The following is a 24,875-nucleotide window of genomic DNA, read 5'->3' as shown; positions in this document are numbered from 1 at the left end:
GGGGATCAGGTCAAGGCTGCCGACCGGCGAATGCAGGGCGTCAAACCAACTGCTTCAGGCACGCCTGGAGAATATCCAGTCCTTCTTCCAGCACCGCAGGCTCGATGGTCAGCGGTGCCAGCAAGCGCACGATGTGCCGCGACTTGCCGCTGGGCATCAACAACAGCCCGGCGTCTCGCGCCAGGCTCAGCAATTGGGTCAGTTGCCGGGGCGCGGGCGTGCCGTCGGCGTTGGCCAGTTCGATGCCGCGCATGGCACCGACGCCGGTCAGGCGGCCCAGGTACGGCGACAGGTGCTGCGAACGCCAGGCGGCATAGCGGCCGACGATCGCTGCTTCCTGTTGCGAGCCCCAGGCCTGCAAGTGTTCGTCCGTCATCGCATCGAGGGTAGCCAATGCTGCCGCGCAAGCGATGGGGTTACCCGAGTAAGTACCACCGAGGCCGCCTTTGGGCAGGTTATCCATCAAGGCCTTGCGCCCGACCACCGCACCCAGCGGCACGCCGCCGGCGATGCTTTTGCCCAGCAGGATCAGATCCGGTTCGATGCCCAGGCGTGAGAAGGCGAAACGCCGGCCGGTGCGCCCGAAGCCCGATTGGATCTCATCGGCAATCAACAGGATATTGTGTTCATCGCAAAAGCGCCGCAGGGCGTGGGCAAACTCGATATCCAGCGCCAGGAAACCGCCTTCGCCCTGCACCGGCTCGATGATGAAACAGGCGACGTCAGCGACGTCGATTTCCACGCTGAACAAGCGGTCCATGGCTTTCAGCGCTTCAGCGCAGCTCACGCCGTTATCGGCGCTGGGGTAGGGCAGGTGATACACCGGGCCGGGCAGGACGCCGACCTTTTGTTTGTAGGGCGCCACCTTGCCATTGAGGTTGAGGGTGGCCAGGGTGCGGCCGTGGAAAGCACCGTCAAAGGCGATCACCGCCGTGCGGCCGGTGGCGCCGCGCACGATCTTCAAGGCGTTTTCTGCCGCTTCCGCACCGCTGTTGGTGAGCATGCCGCTGACGGGGTAGTCCACCGGGATAAACCCGGTCAGGCGATCCATCAGTTCGATGTAGGGCGTGTGCGGTGCCGCGTTGAACGCATAGTGGGTCAACTTCGTCGCCTGTTCCCGAATCGCCGCCACCACGCCCGGGTGGCAATGGCCAAGGTTGAGCACGCCGATCCCGCCGACAAAATCGATATAGCGTTTGCCCGTGGTGTCCCAGACCTCGGCGTTGCTGCCATGGCTGAGGCTGATGGGATGAACGATGGAAATCGACTGGCTGATGGTTTCGCGGCTCATGAATCTCGGACTCGGCAGTGGCGGGCGTGCTTTTATCTAAGCCGTGGGCCAGGCCCTGCCGCAAACGAAATAAAGTCGCCGGGTCATTCCAAATCGGAAGAGCTGTTGCCAAAAGCTCGTTTTTGGCAACGCCGTAGCCCCGTCGATGCTACGCCGACACCCCATCCTTGCCCGCCGCCTTGGCGCGATACAGCGCCTGATCGGCACGCGCCATAAGCGCGCTGGGGGATTCATCCATACGGCGCTCGGCCACGCCCACGCTCAGGGTAACGTGGAGGCCGCCGCGCATCGGGATCTTGCGCATCTTTTGGCAGATTTTCTCGGCCAGCTCCCTGGCGGTTTCCAGTGCGCTTTTGGGCAGGACCGCGATGAACTCATCGCCACCCCAGCGCGCGAGCAGGTCGCCTGGGCGCAGGCAGCTTTCCAGGCATTCCACTACCTGCAAAAGGGTTTGGTCGCCCACGCCGTGACCATGCTGGTCATTGATCGGCTTGAAATCATCGATATCCATCGCGATCAATGCCAGCGGCAGGCGAAAACGCTGGGCGCGGTCGCACTCTTCCAGCAGGACTTTTTCCAGGCGATAGCGGTTGGCGACGAGGGTCAGGGCATCCCGTTCGGCCAGGGAGCGGTTTTCGTCCAGCTGCAATTGCAACTGCTGGTTGACCCGTGACAATTCGCGCGTGCGCTCGGCCACCAGCGCCTCAAGGGATTGGTTGCGCCGCTCCAGCTGTTCGACGGAGCACTTGCGTATATGAATATCGCGATGGGCGCCGACCATCCGCGCCACCGAGCCATCGGGGTTACGGGCAATCACGTAGCCCCGGTCTTCGATCCACAGGTAGCTGCCATCTTTTTTGCGGCAACGGTATTCGATTTGATAATGGGGAGCGCGACGGTGGATGTAGTCATCGAACAGCGTCATCACGTGGGGGTAGTCTTCCGGGTGGATGACGGTCTCCCAGGTGAACACGCTGTTTTCCAGGGAGTGGCGGGGGTAGCCCAGCATTTCGTACCAGCCTGGGTTGCGGTAGACGAACCCGGTATTGGCGTTCCAGTCCCAGATCCCGTCGCTGACCAGCTCCAGCACGGTATGCAGCATGTCGGCATTGAGGTGGGAGAAATTACCGTTGTCGGAGGTATCGTCCATCTGTGCGCTCCTTGCATGGGCTGGCGTCCAAGGCCAGTCATATTGATGCCGATACTCCGTGGCTGGAGCTACTGTACAACGGAGCTTGTGCGCTTTGAATAGGGCGGATGGACGGCTACAGGAGGGTGGCCATGGGCTATTGCTTCGGCGCGATCATCCTCGTACGCGCCTTCCCATCGGCGTTGTGCTGGTAGATCGTGTCAGGTTGCCCCCGCTCGTTGAAAAACACTTGGCCGATGCCTGCCGAATTCCATAACCGTTCACCGGCCTCGGCATGCTCCGGGATGTGCGGCACCACCTGCATGGTGCGGCGGCGAGTGAACCAGTTGAGGGGGGAACGTGGCGAGTACAGCCAGCGGTTGAGGCGGTCGAACCATTCCAGCAAGCGCGGCGGGAATTCGTTCTTGATGCCGCTGCTGGTGATCTGCCAGATTCTGGGGCCGGCGTTGCGATGGCGGATCAGCACTTCATAGACGAACGAGTAGTGCACATCCCCCGAGAGGATCACGTAGTTACCCGGTGTGCGCGAGTGGCGAAAGATGTTGAGGATCACCTGGGCCGCACCGCGATGGGCCATCCAGTTTTCTGCGTCCACCAGCAACGGGTGGCCGCACCAACTGAAGATTTTCTGCACGGTCTCGATCAGCTTGACGCCGAAGATCGGCGCGGGGGAGACGATGATGGCCGAGGGATGGTCGAGCAGTTCCTGTTGCAGTTCGCTCAAGGCTTCCCAGTCCAGCAGGCCGGACGGTTGCTTGAGGGTGAATTCGCTGCGCCAGCGCCGGGTGCGGGTGTCGAGCACCACCAGGGCCGGGGTGGTGGGCAGTACGTAGTGCCACTGCTGGAACTTCAGCAGCGCCGCGAGCAAAGCATCCTGTGCCTGGGCGTCCAAGTGATTGTCCTGCGCCTGGGTGGCCAGTGCCTGGGTGTGGCCCACCAGCTCATCAAAGGCGTCCGGGTTATTGCCCCAGCCCTGGCACAGCAGGTACGCCAGCAGGGCGTTACCGATGATGCGTCTGGAGAACGGATGGCCGTAGGCGGTTTCTTCCCATTGCGCGCTGAGGTTCCAGTCGTCGGTGATGTCGTGATCGTCAAAGATCATCAAGGTGGGCAGATGGGCGAATACCCGCGCCACGCCCGGCAAGCCGTCGCGAAATTTATCCACCTGCACCTGTTCGCGGGCATAGCGCGCAGCTTCATCGGCGTTCAGTTGCGGTGGCTGTACGGTGATCAGGGACCAGGGGGTGGGCGACCACACCAGCAGGTACATCGCCATGACTTCGGCGAACGTCACCAGGTGATTGTCGGCGGTGCTGCTGGTGAAAATCGGCTTTTTCACGCCGCCAAAGAAACGTTCGCGCAGGGTCTCATTGCTGTCCAGCGCGGGTAGCAGGTCAGCGCGGTGGTAGTAGCTGGCGTGATGCCCGTAGAGGCTGGCGCTGTCGTCTACCACCGCGCCTTCCAGGTACTCATCGAACAGGCCCAGGCGCGCAATCAGCCCATGGATCGCCCGCAACATCGGCCCGGCCACATCGTCGGCGTACACCTGGTCGCCACTCATCATCAGCAAGGCTGGGCGGTCGGCCGGGGTAGGCGCATCCGCCAGCAGCCGATCGACGCAGAGCAGGCCTTCGTCGGCGCTGTGGTGAGGTTTGCGGCAGGAGCCGTGTACCAGTTGATGGATGTGGCTGTGCAGTACGAAACTTGGGCAGTGTGTGTCGGCGTACAGCAGGTGCGGTGCCCATTCGGCAATGCCGGCGTCGTCGACCAGCAGGTCATAGTGGATGACTATGTCCTGGGGCAGCGCCTCGTCCAACCGTACATCAATCAGATGGATGTACGCCTGGCGCCCCACCGGCACGACCTGGCACCGGTCCTGGCCCAGCGGCATGTCCAGGCACTGGTCGGCACAGTGCAGTTTCAGGCTCAGGGGCAATGCCCGGCTCCCCACCAGCCACAGCACCAGGCGCCGGGGTTCCAGGCGCCGCAGCAGAGGGCCGGCGAGTACGGCGGGCAAGGTGTCGGGATGTGGCATGCGGTAACAGGCTCCGGCCAGGGTTGAACCGGCAAGGTTAGCGCAACGGATGTCAGTGTTTTGTTAAAGCGGGGCGGTCTGTAAAAAAGAAGAAGGGCAATACGCTGCCCTTCTTCCTGCGGTTCAGAGCAAGTTCCCCTTGCCCAGGCTATCCAGGCCGCCACTTCTGGGGCGGTTGCGCGATGAACCGTCAGCCTCCTGAGGCTCCAGTTGCGGCTGAGGGTCTTCAATGCTGCGTTTCTTGCGTTGCAGGGCTGTGTCGTCCTGCGGCGTAGTGGGGGGAGGAGGGGGGAGCGGTGTGGCGTTGATAGAGCTGAGCATGGCAGTGTCCTTTTATCTATTAGTCGAGTGTTACTTCACCCCTTGGAGCGAAGTGCCGCCAAACTTATAGAGCAGGGCGCTGGCGAGCTATAAACGTCCTGCTGCAAGATATGACGACCTTTGGCTACTCGGCTCAGAAGTCATCAGCGGCGCCGTCCGCGCAACCCCCGGTCGCGGGAGTGGTCGCGCCGTCCTTGCCATCCAGCACAAAGGCCGCACGGTTTTGTGCCACGACATTACGTATTGCGCTGTAATAGTCCGGCAATTTTTGCAGGCTGTCGGTGAGCGGCAACAGTGATGCCCGGGTATCCACGGTGCCACCTACCAGGCTGAGGGTGCCCAGGGTCTGCACGGTGTCACTGTCTCCCAACGGCGAGACCAGGAAACTCAAGACCTTGCCTGCCGCATCGCGGCTGTTGCCGGTGCCCAGCAGTGGCAGTTCGACAATCGGCCCGTTGCCGATGCCCCACACGCCGAATGTCTGGCCGAAGTCGGCGCTATGGCGCGGGATGCCCACGCGGTCTGATACATCGATCAGCCCCACCACGCCCACTGTGGTATTCAGCGCAAAACGGCCAAGGGTATTGACCGAGCGCCTTGGGTTGCCTTGCAACAGGTCATTGATAAACACCTTCGGCTCGCTGAAGTTGCTCGCAAAGTTATGCACACCCTGCTGGAAAAAATCCGGCAGGTAGCGGTAGCCACGTGCTACCGGCGCCAGGGCGTAGTTATCCACCGTCCGGTTGAAGGCAAACACCCCGCGATTGAGCGGTTCGGCCGGGTCGTACACCGGGTAATTCACCTGTGCGCAGCGGGTGGTGGTGCCCGAGGGGGCCGGGCTGGCGCAGCCCGTGAGGTAAGACACGGTCAACAACAGCACGACCTGGTGAGCCAGGTGCCGGGGATAGGTCAGCGAGCGCATAAGCACGGTCTCCGCAAAAGGGAGGCCGATGCTGGCAGCCGTCCCTTGCGCAAAGATGTCTGGTTTATTGCGGCGCTGACGCTTTATTGCACGATTGAAATATATGACGGGCTGCGTCGAATGGTTTTAGATGGCGCATCGACAACACCCAGTGATGCCCGCCTGTGAGCAACCTTTTGATCGTGGACGATGACCTTGAAGTCCTCGCGCTGCTGAAGAAATTTTTTATGCAACATGGCTATGCGGTCGAGACCGTCGCCGGTGGCACCGAGCTGTGGGCCGCCATGAAGCGTCATCCTGCCGACCTGATCATTCTTGACCTGATGCTGCCGGGGGAGAACGGCCTGTTGCTGTGCCAGCGCCTGCGCCAGCAGTACGCAACACCGGTGATCATGCTCACCGCCATGGGCGAACTCAGCGACCGCGTGGTAGGCCTGGAAATGGGCGCCGACGATTACCTGAGCAAACCCTTCGACGCCCGTGAACTGCTGGCGCGGGTGCGTGCGGTATTGCGTCGGGCAGGCGAGGGGCGGCCAGTGTTGGGCGGGTCTGCCCGTCCCTTGATTCGCTTTGCGGGCTGGCAACTGGACGTTACGCGCCGTGAACTGCGCTCCCCCGACGAGGTGATGATCCCGCTGTCATCCGGCGAATTCGACCTGCTGCTGGTCTTCGTCGAACACCCCCAGCGCGTGCTGACCCGCGAACAACTGCTGAACCTGGCGCGGGGCCATAGCCATGACGCGTTCGACCGCAGCATCGACGTGCAGGTCAGCCGCCTGCGCCGCAAGCTGGAGTTCGATACCAAGCGTCCGGCCATGATCCGCACCGTGCGCAACGGCGGTTACCAGTTCACCGCCAGTGTGAGCCGTTCATGAGCCGCCGTCCACGTGACACCGTAGCGCGCTGGATTGCCCTGACCATCCTGGTTGCGATGTTTACCGCGCTGGCGCTTAACGCCCTGTTCGTACAATTGGCGGGCGTGTGGGCACGACCACCGTTGACCGAAATCGGCTTGCTGGAAAAGATCGCCGTGGTGGTGCGCGCGGTCGAGGCGTCGCAGCCTGCCCAGCGAGCACACCTGGCTCAGGTGATGGGCGATGAGTCCTTCAGCGTGACGTGGGTAGCGCAGCGCGCGGCCTTTGATTTGCCCGTGCTGAACGACCCGGACTTTGATTCGGGGGAGCAAGCGTTCAAGCACCTGCTTCAGGGACCGACCCGGCCCATGGAAGCCTACGAACCGTCCGACTGGCCAGGTGGCAACGGGCAGTATGTGCTCCTGATGCAACTGGCCGATCAGTCCTGGCTGATGTTCAGCGCCCGTGCCCGCAGTTGGGGGCTGGACGAGGGCGTGCGCAGCGTGATCGTAGTGCTGCTGGTGCTGATCTCGACTGCGCTGGTCACCCTGGTCGCGACCCGTCGCCTGGCTCGCCCCCTGCAACACTTCGCCCAGGGCGCGCGGCGCTTTGGCGCTGACTTCCGCGCGCCGCCCATCGAACCGGTCGGGCCCCACGAAATCCGCCAGGCGATCCTCGCGTTCAACGGCATGCAGGCGCAGTTGCGGCACTTTATCCAGGACCGCACGCAAATGCTCGCGGCCATTTCCCACGACCTGCGTGCGCCCCTGACCCGCCTGCGCCTGCGCGGTGAATTCATCGAAGATGCCGACCAGCAACGCCGGCTGTTCAATGATGTCGATGAAATGCAGGCCATGATCAACACGGCCCTGGCGTTCTTCCGCGACGACGCACGCCTGGAGCAGGCCACCCAGCTGGATCTGGCGGAACTGCTGCAAACCCTGATCGACGACTACCGTGACCAGGCGATTGAACTGGCTTTCAGCGGACCGCCGCGCCTGGTGTACTTTGGCCGGCCCTTGGGCCTCAAGCGGGTGATGACCAACCTGATGGACAATGCCATTCACTACGGTCGGGCGCCGGAAATCGAACTGCAACAAGGGCCGGCCGAAGTGGTGATCCGCGTGCTGGATCGCGGCCCGGGGATCGCGGCGCAGTATCGCGAACAGGTGTTCCTGCCGTTCTACCGCCTCGAAAATTCACGCAACAAAAGCACTGGCGGCGTCGGACTTGGGCTGTCTACCGCCCGTGCGATTGTGCTGGAACACGGTGGCACACTCACCCTGTCGGAGCGCCAGGGTGGTGGGTTGGAGGCGGTGGTGGTGTTGCCGGTGTAACCGGCGCTCGCCATAGGGGCGGTCAGGTATGGGAGTCCTCAATCACCTTCGGCACCGTAAACCGGAACTCACTGCCACGGCCCACTTCACTTTCAGCCATGATCTTGCCGCCATGGGCCTGGACAATCCCCTGGGTGATATACAGCCCCAGGCCGGTGCCGGTGGGATTGTTTTCCGACTGGGTCCAGTAGCGATCAAACACGTGGGGCAGTTGATCAGGCGCAATCCCTTCGCCTGAGTCACGCACCGAAAACACGATCTCTTCACCATTGGTCATCGCACTGATGCCGATATTGCCCTGGCGCGGAGTGAACTTGATGGCATTGCCGATCAGGTTCGACAGCACCTGGAACAGCCGCTCCGGGTCGCCGTTGATCTGCAGGCCAGGCTCTGCGTTGAACGACAGGTCGATGCCTTTTTCCATCGCCAACGGCGCGAGCAGGGAGTAGGCCTCTTCGAACATTTGGCTGACGTCCAGGGCCACGGGTTTGACCACGTAGCGCCCGGCCTCGATTTTCGAGGTGTCGAGCAAGTCTTCCAGCAAGACGTTCATGCGTCCGGCGGCCTGTTGCATGGTGTCGATGGCCGAGGAAATGCGTCGCGAGGTATGCGGGCCGTCGGAGCTGAAGGCCTTTTGCATCATGCCGCAGAGCATGGAGATCACCGTCATCGGGTTGCGCAGGTCGTGGGACACCACCGCCACCAGGTCATCGCGGGCGCGCACGGCCTGTTGCTCGCGCAGCACCTGGCGAGCCAGGTCGTTTTCCAGGGCCGAGCGGCGCAGGTCGTTGGCGGCGAACAGGTCGCCATGGCTCCACTTGGTGGAAATACCGGCCATCTCCACCTTCCAGATTTCAAACGAGGTACGCGGGCGAAGGCGCAGGCCGGCGTCGGAGTTTTCCAGGTCGAGCGGCTTTTTCGGGTCACCACTCCAGTTAATGTTTTCTTTCACTTCCGGGCGGAACCACAGCACGCCGTTATCCACAGGCTTTGGCAGGCTCATGGCCAGGACACCGCTGGCCACCTGTTGGAACTCGGCGCCTGGCGGGTAGATCGACACCAGGTTATGGCTGGAGAACACCGGCTCGCCGCTGTCCTGCAGCCACTTGTGCAAGGCCCGGATCTGCGCCGGTTCCGGGCAGTTGCCGTAGCGGTGCAATTGCTTGTCTTCGATGATCGCCACGCCGCCGGACAAGGTCAGGTCCATCAGCACCTGGCCGCGCTGGGCCAGGCCGTCGAACACGTTTTCTTCGGAGGCCTTCATGGCTTTATCCAGCAACGCCAGGGCCTCGACTTTTTCTTCCCGCTGACGGCTCAGGTCCAGGGCTTCCATGGCGCTGATCTGCAATGACAGCACCTGGCCGATGGTCTGGCAGGTGATGCGCAAATCATTGGGTACCAGCAGCGGCTCGCGGTTGCCGCAACTGATCAGGCCCCAGAGCTTGTCGCCCTTCATCAGCGAAATGCTCATGGACGACAGCACGCCCATGTTTTGCATGTACTGGCAGTGAATCGGCGACACGCTGCGCAGGGTGGCAAAGCTCAAATCCAGCGGTTCGCCGGTATCCGGGCGCAGCTTGGGCAGCAATGGCACCGGCTCGTAGGCCGCATTCGGGATGATGCGCAACCAGTTGGTGCGATACAGCTCGCGGGCCTGTTCCGGGATATCGGACGCGGGGAAGAACAGCCCGTTGAACAGCTCCATGGACGGTGCCGACGCTTCCGCGATCACCTGGCCATGGCCTTCTTCTTCGAAGCGGTAGATCAACACCCGGTCGTAACCGGTCATGGCCTGGATTTCAGTCACGCTGATTTCGTACAGCGCTTGCAGGGTTTTCGCTGATTGCAAACGTTGCAGCATCTTGCCCAAGTCACTGCTGCGGCCTTTCAGGGCCCGCGGCCGGAAGTCCTTGAGCCGCGGTTCGAATTCCAGCACCAGCACGTCCTGATGGCGGTGCAACAGGCCTTCGAACTCGGCGCCGTTGAGGGTGACGTGCAAAGGCGGCGCATCAAGGAAGCTGTTGTGTTCGGCCATGGCCTGCACGGCCTGGGCGTGCTCGGCACCGAGCAGCGTGTGCAGTGGCTGGCCCAGCAACGACTCGGGGGCGCGGTTGAACAGGCTGGCGACGTTAGTGCTGACTTGAATGATGTTCAGGTCGGGCTCCGACAACGTCAGCAGCACACCGTGGGGTTGGATCGCCCCTGGAAAGCGGATGGGCTCGTCGGCACAGTTGGCAAGCAGCTCTTCAAAGTCTTCGGGTTTCATAGCAGTACCTCCTGGCTGTCGAGCCATTGCTCAAAGCAGCTGAATGTCGAGCGGGCCGCGTGCACCGCGCGCTGTTTGGCTGGCGTGTCCAGCGGCAGGCGGCCCAGGTAGTCGAGAAAATCTTTCCAGAGCCGACCGGTTTCGGCACCGTACACATCGAGGAACGCCCCTCCGTTGTCGGCGTCCAGCGCCAGGCGTCGAGCCATTTCCCGACGCAGTACCTGGCCGCCCAGGGTTGCGCCTTCAAGCACATACAAGGCGCCGAGGCAGGCGGCGGGGGTGTCGAAAGCGGGCAATTGCCCACAGTGCGGCAAGGCGTTGATCGCGCAGGCGTCCAGGCCAAGGGCGTGAAGATCGTCGATCAGCGTCGGCGTTTTCATACGCAACGCAGGGTCGAAGCCTTCAGGGATAAACTCACAGCTGTACAGCGCTGCTTCAATCGGCCGGTAAAACCCGTAATACGCCTGGATCAGGCGCCGATACCAGTCGGCATCCAGCTCCTCGGAAAAAAACGGCAGGCGTTCTTCCAAGGCTAGGTGCAATAGGCCGGTGCCTGCGCGCAACGCGTCCAGCAATGAGGGCGCACCACCATCATGGGCCTGTGAATGCATGCAATGAGCTCGAACTGTGGGCCTTCCGGCCATGAATGACGCGTTGTAAAAGGCGACAATTCTACACAACAGGTGAGCATCAGCTGAATGCACAAGACGAAAAGGCTGACCAGCGGATCAGAAAAGTCGCTCCCTGCTGATGCAAGTGACCACAAGGCAGGCTGTGAAGTTCGGCAAAAGTGATATCGCGAAGCTATCAATGCATGGATGAGCCCTGCTGAGTCAGCGCCGTTTGCACACACTCAAGCAAATGTTCGGTGCTCCACGGCTTGGGCAGAAACCGCACGGAGCCGCCCAATTGCTGTGCAAGTTTGGCATTGCCGGAGGTGAGCAGTACCGGCACCGACGGCCAGCGATGAGCCACTACCCGGCTCAAGTCATAGCCGTTGAGCAACCCCGGCATCTGCACATCGCTGACAATCAAGTCCACCGGATCATCGCCGCGTTCCAGGTAAATCATTCCTTCATCGGCTGAAGGAAAAGACGTCACAACCGCGCCGAAATCCTCCAGTACATCCACCATCAACGACCGAATGATCTCGTCGTCTTCCAATACCAAAATCGATGGCTGAGCCATGATCCTTACTCCACCATCAGGGTTCAGTAAGGTGGAGTGGAACGGGGCCGGTTAGGTTCGATTGGATGCGTATGGGGCGATGGGTGGTCAGTTTCGAGGGTCTAGGTTGCGCATTTGCGCGGAGGTACGGCAGGATACCGGCGCTCTGCAATCAGGATCGGCCCGAATCCCGTGGGCCCTCGTACAAGGTCGTCAACCGTGAACGCTTCCGCAGCCCCCTTGATCGACCCGGACCTGGGCAATCGCATGATCAAAGTCGATCACGCCGGCGAGCATGGCGCGATCTGTATCTACAGCGGCCAGCTGTTTATGGCGCGATTGTTTGTACCCGGCATGGTGGGTGAACTCGAGGAATTCCTGTCCCACGAACGTCGCCATCGCGCGGTGTTCCAGGCCGAGTTGCAACGACGGGGTTACCGACGCTGCCGCAGCTACTGGCTGTGCGGCCTTGGCGGGCTGGTGCTGGGCCTGCTCACCGGGGTGTGCGGGCGCAAGGCTATTGTTGCCACCACCGTCGCGGTGGAAAGCGTGGTGCTCAAGCACCTGGCTCATCAGCTTCATGCGTTACGCGAAATCGACCCACTGGCCGTGGCGGCCATTGCTTCCATCGTTGAAGAAGAGCAACACCACCACGACCACTCGGCTGCGCAGATCGATGTGCAGGATCCCTGGTTTCGTGCGCTGACGCCGGTGGTTACGGCGTGGACCGAAGCGGTGATCTGGATGGGCATGCGCTCCTGACAAACAGGCATAATCGCCGCCAACACCGATGTGGAGTCACCCATGAAGTACGTCCTGCTGACCCTCGCGCTGATCCTCAACACCGGCGCCGCCAATGCCGCCGGCGATGCCGAGGCCGGCGGCAAACTCTTCACCAAGACCTGCGGCGGCTGCCACAGCGTCGGCGAAGGCGCTCGCGGTGGCTTTGGCCCGGAGCTCAACGGCATCATCGGCCGACCTGCCGGTACCACCACCGACTATCAATATTCGGACGCGATGAAAAACTCCGGTGTGGTCTGGACCCGCGACAAGCTCGCGGCCTACATCGAAGCGCCCAAAAAGGTGGTGAGTGGTACGCGCATGATTTTCTGGGGCATCAGCGACCCGGAAAAAATCGACAATATCCTGGCGTACCTTGAGACGTTCCAGCCCAAGTAATCACTCACGCACATTCCTGAACAGCATCAACCGCGCACTTTCGTGCAGCCCACGGGTCAGTGCCTGCAGGCGCTGGAATTCCTCGGGGTGCTGCGCGGCCACATCGTCACGCGGGGTGAGTGATGCCAGGTCATGCAAGGTGGGTGAGCTGCCGTCGTGCTGCATCTGCAGCAAAAAGTGCCGGGTCACGCCGCCGATGATCGGGAAGGTGCCTTCGCGCAATACCAGCGGCACCACGCGCTCGCCCTCGGGCGCCGGTTGCTGGATGTCCCGGCCCATCGCACCGTTGCGGAACGGTACGCCTGCCATGCCGGCCACGGTGGGCAGCAGGTCGGCCAGCCCCACCGCTTCTTCGATCACACGCGGTGCAAGGCCGGGAGCGTGGATCAGCAGCGGCACGTTGTTACTTTCCAGGCCCAGCTGCTCGAAGGCCGGCGCCATGTGCGGGATCTGGCTGATGCGGGTGTTGTGGTCGCCGAAGAACACAAAGATGCTGTTGTCGTAGTAGCCACCGGCCTTGGCGATGTCCATCAGCCGGCCGATGTTGTAGTCCAGCAGACGCACGGCGTTGTACTGCTCGACACTGCGGGACCCCGCGGCCTGGGCCTGTTCCAGCGTCACGTGGCTGAGCTGGAAGCCATCGTTGTGTTTGGGGATGGTGAAGGGGCGATGGTTGCCGGAGGTTTGCAGGTAGGCAAAGAACGGTTGGTCCTTGGGAAGCGTGCTCAGCAGATCGTCAGCTTCCTTGAACAGGTCCAGGTCGGAAATCCCCCACACGTCTACCCGTGGCGACTGCCAGTCGCTCTCCTCGAACAGTTGCACATCATCGATGCTCTGGCGGATCAGTGCATTGATATTCGCCCAGCCGGCGTTGCCGCCGATCATGTAGAACTTCTGGTAGCCCTCGAATGCATTGATCAATGTGTGTTGCCGGGTGATCAGCGGGTTGCGCGTGGCGGTCTCCTGGCGGGTGACGTCGGGCACGCCGGTGATGCTGGCCCACACGGTTTTCGCGGTGCCGGTCACAGGCACGTAGAAGTGTTTGAAGAACCAGCTTTGCGTCGCCAGTTTGTCCAGGTTCGGCGTGGGGTTGAGCGGGTTGCCATAGGCGCCCACGGCGCTGGTGCCGAGGGATTCGAGCATCACGAAAATCACGTTGGGCGGGCGCTCGCCGGCCAGTCGATAGGGCTGCACGCCTTGTTCGCGGATGAAGTCCAGGGACTGGGCATCGGGCTGGGTCACGCCCAGGTATTGGGCAACTTGCGGGTAATACTGGCGGACCTGGGCCTCATCGAACTGCGATTGGCCGACCTTGAGCGTGTCATACAAAAACAGCACCGGGTTCAGGCCCACGGCGGCCAGTTGGCTGTTGCCGGCGAAGAAGGCATCGCTCCAGCGCAGGGGCACCGGGTTTTCCAGGTTGAGATGGGCGACACGGCCGAGCAGGGCCAGCAGCACCGCGACGACGCCCATCACACTCACCACTGCCAGTGCCGGTTTGCCGATAAGGGCGGGCGCTCGATCCAGGGTCAACCGCTCCAGGCAGACCAACGCCCAGACCCAAAGCGCCACCGCCGCGAGCCAGCAGGCGGTTATCCACAGTACCGGGTAGGTTTCCCACACCATCTGCTGGGAAATCTGCGCATCCTGCAGGTAGCGCAGCACCGTCGCATTGATACGCACGCCGAGGTAGGCGTAGTGGCCGAAGTCGATGATGTACACCAGCCCCACCACGGCCAGTGCGATGACCAGGTAAGCGCGCGCCAGCCAGCGCAGGGCCGGCAGGGTGGTGAGGTTCCAGCGCGGCAGCCACGCCAGCACGGCCAGCGGCAGCAGGATCAACACCGCCAGGCGCAGGTCGAAACGCAGGCCGATTCCCAGGGTTTCCAGCAGCGCCGGGGTGTTCAAGTCCAGGCCGGAAAAACCCAGCACAAACACCAGCCGCAACGCAGCCAGCAACACAAATACCAACCCGATCGCGCCCAGGCCGTAGCGCAGGCGGCGTGATTGCAACGCACTCATCATTGACCCCGGTGCCATTTCAAAAGAGGGCGCCAGGCGGCGCTGATCAGCAGCCCCGCGCCGGCGATCAGGCAGTAACCGGTCAGCAACGGATCGACCAGATAATCCCAATAGTTTTCCGACGCCTTGAGCCGTAGCGCAAAGGCCAACGTGCCCACCGCCAGCATCCACGCCGCCAGCGTATTACGCAGCCACAGCATCAACAGTGCGGCTGCCGCCACCAGGACGATCATCGGCCGCGGGTTGAAGCCCCAGCGGTACGGGTCGAAGTAGGTCAGGCCCAACGTGGCCGGGTACAGCACCAGGCTCAGCAGGCCAAACAGCAGCAACGTCTGCACTTGATGCCGACGAGCGAGCGGTTGCACTAAGCCCAGGCGGCTGAGCACGACCCACGCCAACAGCACCAATGTGCTGATCGCCAGGTCATCGGTAAAACTGCGCACATACGCCGCCAGCGGCAGCGCGTTGACCGGGATAAAACTGACCGCCACCAGCACCGGCAGCAGCCATGGCCGCCAGGGAGCGGTAAACCTGAGCGCGCTCAACAGCACAAACCCCAGCAGCACAAAACTCAAATGGGCCTGCCACACAGAAACCATCACAGACGCTCCGCCAGCCAGGCTTCGTTGAAGCTGACATGTTTGATAAAGGTGTTATTCCACGAGTACACCACGTGGTACATGCCGTCCGGGCTGCGGCTGAAGTACGGGTACTCGTATTCGAAATCGCAGCCTTGGGGTTTGCACACGCGGTAGTCGAGGTTGCTGAGAAAGCGCTGTTCCAGCGGCAGGCGTTTGGCGCCGCTGGAGGCGCGGAAGCCTTCGCCGATGATTGCTTTATAGGCCTCGGGGGAGAACGGTTGGCCGAGCGGGTCGGGTGACTCATCCAGTTGCACCACGGTGCGCCATTGGCTGAGCTGGGCGTCGGTGCCGTAGAGACTGAGCTTGAAGCGGCCGTCCTGCAGGTCGTTGAGGGCCACGAGCAGCCCGTCATCCTCGGTACCCACCGCCGCCAACGATGAATTGGGATTTGCCGGTTCCAGTGGGTACGGCTCGCTCCAGGTTTGCCCCGCATCTTCGGTGCGGCTGGCCAGGACGCGGTGGTGGGTGTCGCCGGCGTAGCGCAACATCGCCACGGCACGCTTGCCATCCAGCGGCACGATAGTGGGCTGCAGGGAATTCTTGCCGCGGCTGATGCGGAATTTGTCGATCACCGCGCCGTCGGCACTCAAGTACAGGTACTCGGCAAACTTGCCCATGAACTCGTGGTACACCGGCAGGCCGATGGAGCCGTCGGCGTGGAACACCGGCGCGGCGCGTACCAGGGTACTGATGTTGAAAAACGGTGAGGTCACCAACTGTCGGGGCGCGGACCAGTTGGCGCCGAGGTCGTCGGACACCATCATGTTGATCGCACTGGTGGCCCAGCCGCCGACCGACACCGACACATAAAACATCCACAGGCGTTTATCCGGCCCCAGGGCGATGACCGGGTTGCCGAGCTTGCGGATATAACGCTGGGTGCCGGCGCGGGTGCTTTCCCGCGTGGCCAGCACCTGCTCGGCACCCCATTCGCCGCTGCGCGCATCGAAGCGTGCGGTGCGCACCTGTACATCGGCGGCGCCTTCACGGGAACCGGCAAACCACACGGCTATCAAGTCGCCACCGGGCAGGGCGGTGACCGAGGACGCGTGGACAAAGTCAGTGAGCTGCGAGGACACAAAACGGCTGGTGTATTGCGGCGGCGCCGCCACCTTCGAGGTGTTTGGCGTCACTTGGGCAAAGGGGGCCAGCACATGGGGCGGATGGCTTAGCCACGCGGCCACGAAGACGGCGAGCAGGCTGCAGATCAGTAAGGCGGAGCGCATAGAGGACCTGTCGAGAAAAGGATTACTGCGCACGCTCATCCGGCAGGCGCTTCCTGCGACCGGTGAGCATGGATAACGGCAGGTTGTCCCGCACCTGGATACTTTCAAACACCGCGGCCAGCACATGGATGCACACCAGGCCCAACAGCACATTGGCGGCGGTCTCATGGATTTGCAGGGGCCAATCGGCGCCCCACAGGGCATCCACTTCCTGCATCAAAAAGCCGCTGATGCCGACGACCAGCAACGCGAGCAACATCAACAGCATCACCAGCGCACCGATGGGCGAATGGCCCAGGCGGTGTTGCGGGCGGCGGTTGAGCAGCGAGCGCAGATGGGTGTTCAAGCGTTTCGGGGTCGGCCAGAAGTCCGCCCAGCGTGCACTGCGCGGCCCGATGAACCCCCACACCGTTCGTACCAGCAGCCAGGCCATGGCGTAGTAGCCCAGCCAGACATGCCAGTCGTCGCCCGCTTCGTTAAAGAAGTAATTGGCGACGAATACCCCGGCGATCGACAGATGAAACAGCCTCACCAGTGGGTCCCACAGGCGCAGGGATTCGCCTGGCATCAGCCTTTGATCTCAGTCTTCACGGCCTTGCCGGTGACCGGGTCGTGGTAGATCTCCACCTTGCGCTTGTCCTTGTCGAAGCCGTAGATCTCGTAGCAGTTGCCATCGGTGACCTTGAACTTGCTGATCTCGTAGCCTTCGGCCTTGAGCTTGTCCTGGAAGGCTTTTTCGTCTTGCCATTGCGAGCGTTCGGCGGTGGTGCATTGCGGACCGGCAACGGCCAGGGGGCTGGCGATAATCAGGGACAGCAGGAGAATTTTGCGCATGGAAAAGCTCTCAGCAGATGTGGGAGATTTAACAGTGCAAAACCAACCTTAGGGCAACCTTAGTTGGCAACGCGCCGTAACATCTTTGCCGGAATAGCCCCGCCCAGAACCCGGCATGATGCCGCCGATTCCTACAGAGACTTTGCTATGCGCCTACTCCTTGTCGAAGATGATCGTGCCCTTGGCCAAGGGATTCGCGTGGCATTGGGCGTTGAGGGCTACACCCTGGATTGGTTGCAGGATGGCGTTGCGGCCCTGCATGCCCTGCGCACGGAAAGCTTCGATCTGTTGCTGCTCGACTTAGGTCTACCGCGCCTTGATGGCCTGGACCTGCTGCAGCAACTGCGTGCCGAGCAGCACGACCTGCCGGTGCTGATCCTCACCGCCCGCGACGGCACCGCCGAGCGCATCGCCGGTCTGGATGCCGGTGCCGATGATTACCTGGTCAAGCCGTTCGATGTGGAAGAACTCAAGGCCCGCGTGCGTGCCCTGCTGCGCCGCAGCCAGGGGCGCGCGCAACCGATGCTGGAACATGCCGGCGTCAGCCTCGACCCGGCCACCCAGCAGGTGCGGTACCTGGACGCGGACATCATCGTGACGCCGATGGAGTACCAACTGCTGCACCAACTGATGGTGCGCCCCGGCAAAGTGGTGACCCGCGAGCGCCTGTCCCGCGCGTTGTATGGCTGGCAGGACCGGGTCGAGAGCAACACCTTGGAAGTGTTGATCCACAACCTGCGTAAAAAGTTATCCACCGAGCTGATCCGCACCGTGCGCGGCGTTGGCTATGTACTGGCGCTCAAACCATGACCTCCGTGCGTGCTCGTATCCTCATCCCTGTCCTGGTGCTGATCCTGTTGGGCGACGCCCTGATCAGCTGGCTGGTGCTGCGCGACAGCCACCACGAAATCGAAGAAGTCTACGACGCCCAACTCGCCCAAAGCGCGCGCCTGTTGCAAGGCGTGCTACGCCAACGCGACCCCGGCGAGGCTGATTGGGACCGCCTGTACCAGGCCTTCGACCAGGCCATGAGCCGTGTCGGCGAAGACGGCGTCGCTCACCCTTATGAAACCCGGTTGACCTTCCAGGTGTGGCGCAGCGACGGCCAATTACTCGTACGCTCCGCCGAAGCGCCGGTGTTGGTCGCACCGCCGGCTACCCTCGGGTCCCACGACATCATGGACAACGGCAACGACTGGTGCGCCTTTCTCCTCGCCGATCCGCAACAGGGCCTGCTGATCTGGGTGGGCGAGCGCGACGACATTCGTCAGGACGTGATCCAGCGCATCATGCGCCACACCCTCTGGCCCACCTTGATCGGCGTGCCGCTGCTCACGGTGTTGATCTGGCTGGTGATCGGCTGGGGCCTCAAGCCCTTGCGCGCCATGGCCCGCAAGATTCGCGGGCGAACCGCCGAGACCCTGCAACCGCTGCACCTCAAGCCGCTGCCTACCGACCTGGAGCCGATGCAAACCGCGCTCAACCGGCTGTTGGTCCAGGTGGATGATCTATTGGAACGCGAACGCCGTTTTATCGCCGACGCCGCCCACGAACTGCGCACACCCCTGGCGATCCTGCGCATCCATGCGCAAAACGCCCAAAGCGCCGGCACCGAGGCCCAGCGGCGAGAAGCGTTGGACTTCCTGGTCAACGGCGTCGATCGCGCCACCCGTATTGGCAGCCAACTGCTGACCATGGCGCGTATCGAACCGCAGTTGAACAATCCCAAGCGCAGCCGCGTACAACTCACCGAGCTGGTGCGCGAAGAACTCGCCGAACTGACACCGCTGGCCATGGAGAAAGGCGTGGAGTTGGTGCTGGAAGGGGATGAAGACTGCTGGATCGAAACCGAACCGGTGGCACTGGCCATCGCCCTGCAAAACCTGGTGACCAACGCCCTCAACTTCTCCCCGCCGGGCAGCGAAGTGAAAGTGGTGATTGGCGCCCATTGCCTGAGCGTGGAGGACCAGGGGCCGGGCATTGATGAGGCGGAAATGGGGCGTTTGTTCGAGCGGTTCTACAGCCGTGGCAATGCCAATGGCGCTGGGCTGGGGCTGGCGATTGTGGAGATGATCGTGGGCAAGATCGGCAGCCGGTTGGCGTTGCATAACCGGGAGCAGGGCGGGTTGTGTGCGCGGTTGGTGTTTAACGAGACCTGAGGCGATCATGGCGGAACATTCTGTTTAATCGCAGGTCCAGTCATCATCGTTCACCTTGATAAGATAAGGACATCCTCCCGTGAAGCGAATCGCACTGCTCTCCCTGGCCCTGGCGCTATGTGCCTGCCAATCCAACCAACGCGACTCATCGCCCAGCCTGTTCAAGGACGGCATCCAGCTGCGCCAGAAAGCCGTGGCCGTCGATGCTGAGCATGCCAAAGTCATCATGAAAGCCTACGGCGGCACCGCTCCCGTCGAGTTCTCGATACGCCGCGAAGGCGACCCCGATGAACGCATGGAAACCCTGGGCACGGTGATGGATACAGGTGAAGGCCGCGTCTTCAACTGGATTGCAAAGCTCAACCAGACGGTGGCCAGCGCTGGGTTCAAGCGCTTCCCGCAGTTGGAGATCCAGGCAGAACCTGGCAAGAAGCTGATCGTTGCCAGTTCGTCCACCGACTCACGCCCTGGCATCTACGCCATTTGCGGGCCTCTGTTAAGTAGCTTCCAGCCTGAAAAGGGCAAGGTGTATCTGGTGGAGTTCCAGTTCAAACCTTCGGCGTGTGCGCAGCAGGTGTTTGATATTACGGATCCGGGGAAACGGGTTCTGATTGGGGGGGAGGGGAGTGAGGCGAAAGAGGGTTAGGTGGACGGCCGAACAAATGCGGATGATGCGCTTGGAAGGACCTGAAGGTTTGATACTTCCAGCGCTCTCCGCCAGGGTCTTCATCGGTTGTGCTGACTTCGCCGAAGTACCAATGCTCTGATTCGAAAACGTTTCCTTTTTCGTCCTCGTGGATGAAGTGAAAGCCAACTTCGTGGAGGCCTGCCTGAACGACAGTCTGCGCATGAAGATGAATTCTCTAAGTCTGTGTTATTCGTTTGCACCTTCGTAATCAAACGCGATGAAGTAGTCGCTTTCTGAGAGAGCAATTTCATGAGAGAAGTGTGTCTGTATCAGTGATAGCCATTCACGCCGCAGTTCAAACATACCGTTATTGACGTCCTCGTCTATCGACCCATCACTTGCAAGATAAACTTCCAACTCTCCATGTTGGGAATCCCATTCATAAACTTTCCTGCCTTTTTCCTCAATCCAACGCTCTCTCAGCCCGGCACCGCCCTGTCTGGGAGCCATGGGTTTTGCTTTTATCAGGTTTCCAAAGCCAGTTATTTGTTCAGTATTTGGAGCCTTGTGGTACTTGTGATCCCCCGCCTTGACACTAACCACCACATACAGCGGTCGAATCCCCGACTCCACCGGGAACACCAGAATAAAATCCCGATACGACGGCGGATAAATCGGGTTCACCAGAATCTGCGCCGCTTTATCCGTCGGCGGGTAAATCCAGATCACCGGTGCTTGTGGCGCAGCCTCCAGGGTCGGAATACCCAGCGTGCCACTTGGATCAACGGCGGGTGTCCAGATCAGCTCGACACCCTCACCCAAATCCGCCACAAACTGATCGCCACGGCTTTGGAACTGCACCACATCAATCATTTGCCAATCAGGATTATTGCCGGTGTAAACCCATACCCCTTGAGCGTGCCGTCCTCGCGTTGCTCGATATGCAAGCGCATCTGCGAACGCGGGGATGGCTCGTAAAAATCAACAGATGGCGAATACGGCGCCCGCGACGGCTGTGGGGTCAGGATTCGCTGTTTGAGTAACTCTTCTTCGGTGGGGGGATAAAAGCGTTCTGACATGGATGGCTCACTTCCTTGTGCTAGGGAGTGAGGCTACGAGGGGGACGGGGGGGCAGGTAAGGCACGCGGCGATCTGCTCGCCGCGTGTTTCAACGTTACATCGGCGCGAAATCGAACGACCACAGGCCGCTGGCACGGCTTACCGTCACGTTCACCTCAGTGGCGGTGATGGGCGCGATGAACTGGGTCATGTCCGAGAAGTTCTGCACGATATAGGTTTGCCCGACCATCGGAGGCGTTGCCACCATGAAGTAAAAATTGGGCTCGTATTCAAAGCTTACGGTCATGCTCGAGTCCACTTTCGGCATGGTCACTACAGGCCGACCGTTGACGTACCAGTTGCTGTCGAACTGCAGGTACGGGTTGGTTTTGTTGATGATGCCGCACTGCTGCGGTGTGAGTTTCTCCTTGGCCAGTGAAAGCGCCGCCGGCTCAAGGTACGGTGACAATCCGTTAGGGCTGACCGCCTGAAGCAAGGTGCCAGGGTTAAGCGTGCGACGGCCCGAGATGATGGTATTGCTGTCTTTTTCACCAAGGGTGGTGACATCGGTTTCGATGATGGCCTCGTAGTCGAACGACTCAGTGGCACCGGCAGAGCCGGTCAGGATCTGCCAGGCGTGAATCCGATAATCGCGCTGAGGCTGTTGGGGTTTGAGAAATACCAGAACGGTCTTGCCTTCCATATCATCGACAGCGAAGTTCACATTGAATGTGGTCATTGTCCTTCTCCTTGTTCCCTGTTCAAGCCGGAGCAACATGCCTTGGCTTATCCCTCCTGACGTACCGCGTCACCGCTTGTGAAGATCTGTTTCAACTTCTTCCTCGCTGTGCAAGAAAGCCGTGCAGACGCGGTCATGTACGCTTCACAACTGGTAGTCGCGTTGCGTCCTGACGAAGGGGCATTCCGTCCCGATTGTCAGAAAGGAGTCTTGTCATGCACGCACTTACCGTCGTTGCCATGGGTGTGGCCAGCGCACTACTGAGCCTGTCGGCTGCTGCGCAGATGGACTGCGCTGCGGCTTCAGCCGCGGTGATCCCGCTACCGGTGCAGGTCAGCAACGTGGCTATCCCTAACAGCCGGAGCAACCCGCAGATAAACCAACGGCATATCTTCTGTGGCGAGATCAACGCCGCTGGCAATGCGGTGGGGTTTCACTCTCGGCCCGGTAACCATGATCCGCTGGTGGGGCCGCTGGCGCTTGACCCGGTTGCCGCGCGTACCATCGGTCCTCGTACATACATGGTGCCTTACGGGCTTAATCAACCTAACGATTACCGCTATGCAAACGCCAACGTAGAAGTGTTTAACGTGGCGACGGGGACGTGGGTGGCCAAGGCAGGGCCTTCCACGTTCTTCCCCGACAGTTGCACGCAACAGCAGGTTGTCGCGTCGATTCGCTATGCCTTCATGCACTTGAGCTCTGGCCTGGTGATGGGTGGGGGAAACAGCCAGATTTTCTTCGGGCCTTCCGCGCCGACGGTGATCGCTGTCGTTCCCAATCCTTATTGTGTTGATGAGCAAGGGCTGGCATTTACGGTTGGCGGCTATCTCAACGGTATTCCCCCTGCGCCTGGTGCTGCCTTGGTTTGGTGGGTGAGTTCAGCCTTCCCGATCGCGGCTTTCTGAGTATGGAAAAGCCTGCCCCAATGATTTGGGGCAGGCTTGTTCTTGCGGGGCTTGCCAATGAATCAAGTGCCGCAAATCGGACCGAGTAAACCCCGTAATTGCTGCCGTGCCAGTTGCACACGCTTTCGGGCGTTGGACTCACTGATCAGCAACGTGCCTGCCATACCTTCGTATTCCAGGCCATCGATGCAACGCAGCGCCAACGCCTGCGAAAGTGTCGCCGGCAACCGGCCGATGGCCAGGTTAAGGGCCTGCAAGGCTTCTTGTCCGCACGCATTGCGTTCCGGGTCATCATGCGGAGGTTGCCAGGTGACGCTTTCATACAGATCGTGATCAAGCCATTCAAGGCTGCAGGTGACCGGCGTTTTGCGCAGGCGGTCGATACAAAAGTTGTGCGCCACCCGCTTGAGCCAGGCGGGCACATTCTCCACGCTATTCAAGCGTTCGGGGGCCTTGCTCAACAGGTTGAACAAATGCAGGCGCACCTCGCTCAAGGCGTCCTCTGCATCCTGGGGGCGGCGCAGCAACCGTCGACAGCGCTGACGAATGATTGCGTCGTGATGGATCAAGAACAGCCAAATTTCATTCGGCGCACAGCCGTGCTCGACACCGTGCGGCTTCGCATCCCTGTCACTCGCCATAATCATTCCCTGATCAACTGCGGCGCCAGGCCCGACAGGCTTTTTTTGCAAAGCGTGTGGGGTACTGGCCGGAGCAAGCAGGACGGAATAACGACAGGGTTTGTGAACGTGGGCTAGTGAAATAAGGGGCGACGGTGTAGGAAATGCAGATTGGGGGGCGGTAGCCTCATGCTTCTGAGTTCTGGCTTGGTGAATGTGGGTAGCGTCAGCTGTTGACTGGGGGCTCCACTTATTTGATGAGGTTGCGTGTCGTCAGCCTCGGTTTACTTTTAGGTGATCGGGCTCGGTTCAACAGCGTGGGTGACGATCAATAGGCGTCATCGGTGATGTTCTGAAGCATGCCTGCTGATCAGCTCAGCAAGTGCTTGGAGATCAAGCGCGAGATTTCAACAATCGAGGTCTTGCCGGTGAATTCAAATTTCACTTTCCCCAACGACGAAAAGTAAATCTCCAGTTCCGAATCCAGGTCAAACGTCCCGGACGTTTCCACCGAGTACGCGACGATGTTTTTGTACGGCAGCGAGGTGAAGTCCTTCTTGCTGCCTGTTATGCCTTGTACGTTCACTGCGATGATGCGTTTGGTGGTGAAGACCACGCCGTCGCGCATGGCTTTGTAGGCGTCGATGACTTCTTCGCCGTCCAGCAGCAGGGCCGCGACGCGTTCGGCGTATTCGTTGTTTTGCTTGAGTTTGAAGAAGCCTTTGTTATTGAAGTCGATCATGTGAAGGTCCTTGTGGTGAGTCCGTTATTGAATGGCTTTAAGGTAGTCCTTCAGTGTCGCGAGCAGTGGCTTGAGTTCCTCCAGCGTGGAGGCTTGCTGTACGTCGGTAGACAACCGCTGCAGCTCACGTCCCAATACCGTATCGGCCCCACCCAAAGCGACCAGCGCCTGCGCCATACACTCGTCTATCTTCAGCAGAACTCCAGGCAGATCCCCCTGTCGCACCAGCAATCCGAACACCTCCCGCTCATACCGATCCATCACCAGGTCGTCCCTCAACACCGGGCTGCCGCCGTCCTCCTCATGCACGAGCTTGAGTGCAAAGAGCGCAACAGCTTCCAGCGTCAATTCCATGGTGTCGGTTCCTCTGGGGTTGGGGGAGGGCGATGATCCCTGTTCTGGGCGTGAAAACAAAGACCCGATGCGTACCGGGCTCTCCTGCGGTATTAAAGAGTCGCCTGACTTCACGGGGACACCGGAGTCATCCTTGGCAGTCGCATCCCCTATTGGCCAAGTACACCTTCTATCTATATAGACGCAACGACGCGCTTCTTTTAAAGGAGGGCGTCGTTGCGTCGCGGTGTGGGCTCTTTGCTAAGGAAAAGATTTTTCAGAGCGGGGGTTGACCATGTAATTCAATGCTGTATTATTCGCCTCCCGCTGACGAGAGATCGGAAGCGCAAGTGGTTGAAGTTGTTGAAGAAATCTTCGAAAGCTTCTGAAAATAATCACTTGACAGCAAATGAGGCTGCTGTAGAATGCGCGCCTCGGTTGA

At 60.8% G+C, this 24,875-nt stretch carries 26 protein-coding genes and 1 pseudogene; 8 read left to right on the top strand and 19 right to left on the bottom strand.

Features of this window, described 5'->3' with window-relative positions; all coding sequences use genetic code 11:
- Positions 1-40: 40 nt before the first annotated feature.
- From J1N02_RS08290 to J1N02_RS08270, 5 genes are all read right to left on the bottom strand, one after another.
- The gene (locus tag J1N02_RS08290) at positions 41-1,291 is read right to left on the bottom strand and encodes a 2-aminoadipate transaminase (protein WP_092359282.1); all 1,251 of its coding nucleotides are present in this window, start codon (positions 1,289-1,291) and stop codon (positions 41-43) included.
- Between the two features lie 148 nt (positions 1,292-1,439).
- Complete coding sequence (locus tag J1N02_RS08285) at positions 1,440-2,441, bottom strand: diguanylate cyclase domain-containing protein (RefSeq protein WP_027607612.1); 1,002 nt, start codon at positions 2,439-2,441, stop codon at positions 1,440-1,442.
- A 136-nt stretch (positions 2,442-2,577) separates the two neighbouring features.
- Positions 2,578-4,476, bottom strand: coding sequence for an alkaline phosphatase D family protein (locus J1N02_RS08280; protein ID WP_421147269.1), 1,899 nt, complete (start codon positions 4,474-4,476; stop codon positions 2,578-2,580).
- 123 nt (positions 4,477-4,599) lie between these two features.
- On the bottom strand, positions 4,600-4,797 hold the full coding sequence (locus J1N02_RS08275) for a hypothetical protein (protein WP_027607610.1): 198 nt from the start codon (positions 4,795-4,797) through the stop codon (positions 4,600-4,602).
- 133 nt (positions 4,798-4,930) lie between these two features.
- On the bottom strand, positions 4,931-5,719 hold the full coding sequence (locus J1N02_RS08270) for an MlaA family lipoprotein (protein ID WP_051429400.1): 789 nt from the start codon (positions 5,717-5,719) through the stop codon (positions 4,931-4,933).
- A 164-nt stretch (positions 5,720-5,883) separates the two neighbouring features.
- Between J1N02_RS08270 and J1N02_RS08265 the strand changes: the two genes are divergently transcribed.
- Together J1N02_RS08265 and J1N02_RS08260 are read left to right on the top strand one after the other, a co-directional pair.
- Positions 5,884-6,594 (top strand): response regulator, encoded by a 711-nt coding sequence (locus J1N02_RS08265; protein ID WP_421147268.1) that lies wholly within the window; start codon positions 5,884-5,886, stop codon positions 6,592-6,594.
- On the top strand, positions 6,591-7,910 hold the full coding sequence (locus tag J1N02_RS08260; protein ID WP_027607607.1) for an ATP-binding protein: 1,320 nt from the start codon (positions 6,591-6,593) through the stop codon (positions 7,908-7,910). The genes J1N02_RS08265 and J1N02_RS08260 overlap by 4 nt, the downstream gene beginning before the upstream one ends.
- Positions 7,911-7,932: 22 nt before the next feature.
- Here the strand turns inward: J1N02_RS08260 and J1N02_RS08255 are convergent, their stop codons facing one another.
- The 3 genes from J1N02_RS08255 to J1N02_RS08245 all read right to left on the bottom strand — a co-directional run bounded on the left by J1N02_RS08255 (position 7,933) and on the right by J1N02_RS08245 (position 11,364).
- Complete coding sequence (locus tag J1N02_RS08255) at positions 7,933-10,176, bottom strand: ATP-binding protein (RefSeq protein ID WP_098480103.1); 2,244 nt, start codon at positions 10,174-10,176, stop codon at positions 7,933-7,935.
- On the bottom strand, positions 10,173-10,787 hold the full coding sequence (locus J1N02_RS08250) for a biliverdin-producing heme oxygenase (RefSeq protein ID WP_421147267.1): 615 nt from the start codon (positions 10,785-10,787) through the stop codon (positions 10,173-10,175). The genes J1N02_RS08255 and J1N02_RS08250 overlap by 4 nt, the downstream gene beginning before the upstream one ends.
- Positions 10,788-10,983: 196 nt before the next feature.
- Entirely contained in the window at positions 10,984-11,364 is a 381-nt protein-coding gene (locus J1N02_RS08245; protein WP_027607604.1) for a response regulator, read from the bottom strand.
- 198 nt (positions 11,365-11,562) lie between these two features.
- On the opposite strand from J1N02_RS08245, the gene J1N02_RS08240 reads away from it, so the two are divergent.
- Together J1N02_RS08240 and J1N02_RS08235 are read left to right on the top strand one after the other, a co-directional pair.
- Positions 11,563-12,105: a demethoxyubiquinone hydroxylase family protein gene (locus J1N02_RS08240; RefSeq protein WP_223841625.1), complete on the top strand. Its 543-nt coding sequence runs from the start codon at positions 11,563-11,565 to the stop codon at positions 12,103-12,105.
- 42 nt (positions 12,106-12,147) lie between these two features.
- A complete protein-coding gene (locus J1N02_RS08235; protein WP_027607602.1) occupies positions 12,148-12,522 on the top strand; it encodes a c-type cytochrome in 375 nt (124 codons plus the stop codon).
- On the opposite strand, the gene J1N02_RS08230 is transcribed toward J1N02_RS08235, so the two are convergent.
- The 5 genes from J1N02_RS08230 to J1N02_RS08210 are packed head-to-tail and all read right to left on the bottom strand — an operon-like array spanning position 12,523 to position 17,245.
- Positions 12,523-14,544, bottom strand: coding sequence for an LTA synthase family protein (locus J1N02_RS08230; RefSeq protein WP_027607601.1), 2,022 nt, complete (start codon positions 14,542-14,544; stop codon positions 12,523-12,525).
- Positions 14,544-15,143, bottom strand: coding sequence for a hypothetical protein (locus tag J1N02_RS08225; protein ID WP_027607600.1), 600 nt, complete (start codon positions 15,141-15,143; stop codon positions 14,544-14,546). Before J1N02_RS08225 ends, J1N02_RS08230 begins: the two co-directional genes overlap by 1 nt.
- A complete protein-coding gene (locus tag J1N02_RS08220) occupies positions 15,143-16,411 on the bottom strand; it encodes a sialidase family protein (protein WP_421147266.1) in 1,269 nt (422 codons plus the stop codon). Before J1N02_RS08220 ends, J1N02_RS08225 begins: the two co-directional genes overlap by 1 nt.
- A 22-nt stretch (positions 16,412-16,433) precedes the next feature.
- Complete coding sequence (locus J1N02_RS08215; RefSeq protein WP_027607598.1) at positions 16,434-16,979, bottom strand: cytochrome b/b6 domain-containing protein; 546 nt, start codon at positions 16,977-16,979, stop codon at positions 16,434-16,436.
- A complete protein-coding gene (locus J1N02_RS08210) occupies positions 16,979-17,245 on the bottom strand; it encodes a PepSY domain-containing protein (RefSeq protein WP_048722823.1) in 267 nt (88 codons plus the stop codon). The genes J1N02_RS08215 and J1N02_RS08210 overlap by 1 nt, the downstream gene beginning before the upstream one ends.
- A gap of 147 nt (positions 17,246-17,392) precedes the next feature.
- Here J1N02_RS08210 and J1N02_RS08205 point away from each other — a divergent pair, with 147 nt between their 5' ends.
- The 3 genes from J1N02_RS08205 to J1N02_RS08195 all read left to right on the top strand — a co-directional run bounded on the left by J1N02_RS08205 (position 17,393) and on the right by J1N02_RS08195 (position 20,050).
- On the top strand, positions 17,393-18,055 hold the full coding sequence (locus J1N02_RS08205; RefSeq protein WP_027607596.1) for a response regulator: 663 nt from the start codon (positions 17,393-17,395) through the stop codon (positions 18,053-18,055).
- A complete protein-coding gene (locus tag J1N02_RS08200; protein WP_027607595.1) occupies positions 18,052-19,404 on the top strand; it encodes a sensor histidine kinase in 1,353 nt (450 codons plus the stop codon). Before J1N02_RS08205 ends, J1N02_RS08200 begins: the two co-directional genes overlap by 4 nt.
- Positions 19,405-19,483: 79 nt before the next feature.
- Positions 19,484-20,050 (top strand): hypothetical protein, encoded by a 567-nt coding sequence (locus J1N02_RS08195; RefSeq protein WP_098480106.1) that lies wholly within the window; start codon positions 19,484-19,486, stop codon positions 20,048-20,050.
- 228 nt (positions 20,051-20,278) lie between these two features.
- Here J1N02_RS08195 and J1N02_RS08190 read toward each other — a convergent pair whose 3' ends face one another.
- The 3 genes and pseudogenes from J1N02_RS08190 to J1N02_RS08180 form a co-directional block, all read right to left on the bottom strand.
- Entirely contained in the window at positions 20,279-20,395 is a 117-nt protein-coding gene (locus J1N02_RS08190) for a colicin E3-like toxin immunity protein (protein ID WP_175472335.1), read from the bottom strand.
- A 24-nt stretch (positions 20,396-20,419) separates the two neighbouring features.
- Positions 20,420-21,111, bottom strand: a pseudogene (locus J1N02_RS08185) (S-type pyocin domain-containing protein); the annotation flags it as partial.
- 95 nt (positions 21,112-21,206) lie between these two features.
- Positions 21,207-21,830 carry a hypothetical protein gene (locus J1N02_RS08180; protein WP_027607593.1) on the bottom strand — a complete coding sequence of 208 codons (624 nt, stop codon included), beginning with the start codon at positions 21,828-21,830 and terminating at the stop codon, positions 21,207-21,209.
- A 215-nt stretch (positions 21,831-22,045) separates the two neighbouring features.
- On the opposite strand from J1N02_RS08180, the gene J1N02_RS08175 reads away from it, so the two are divergent.
- Positions 22,046-22,738, top strand: coding sequence for an EndoU domain-containing protein (locus J1N02_RS08175; protein WP_027607592.1), 693 nt, complete (start codon positions 22,046-22,048; stop codon positions 22,736-22,738).
- Between the two features lie 62 nt (positions 22,739-22,800).
- On the opposite strand, the gene J1N02_RS08170 is transcribed toward J1N02_RS08175, so the two are convergent.
- From J1N02_RS08170 to J1N02_RS08160, 3 genes are all read right to left on the bottom strand, one after another.
- Positions 22,801-23,379, bottom strand: coding sequence for an RNA polymerase sigma factor (locus tag J1N02_RS08170; RefSeq protein WP_065926019.1), 579 nt, complete (start codon positions 23,377-23,379; stop codon positions 22,801-22,803).
- 349 nt (positions 23,380-23,728) lie between these two features.
- Complete coding sequence (locus tag J1N02_RS08165; RefSeq protein WP_027607590.1) at positions 23,729-24,100, bottom strand: PH domain-containing protein; 372 nt, start codon at positions 24,098-24,100, stop codon at positions 23,729-23,731.
- A 24-nt stretch (positions 24,101-24,124) separates the two neighbouring features.
- Positions 24,125-24,454: a hypothetical protein gene (locus J1N02_RS08160; protein ID WP_027607589.1), complete on the bottom strand. Its 330-nt coding sequence runs from the start codon at positions 24,452-24,454 to the stop codon at positions 24,125-24,127.
- Positions 24,455-24,875: the final 421 nt, after the last annotated feature.

The sequence above is a fragment of the Pseudomonas sp. NFX5 genome (genome assembly GCF_049132125.1).
Lineage (GTDB): Bacteria > Pseudomonadota > Gammaproteobacteria > Pseudomonadales > Pseudomonadaceae > Aquipseudomonas > Aquipseudomonas marginalis.
Note: the sequence above shows the minus strand (reverse complement) of the source record. Positions and strands in the feature narration are given on the sequence as shown.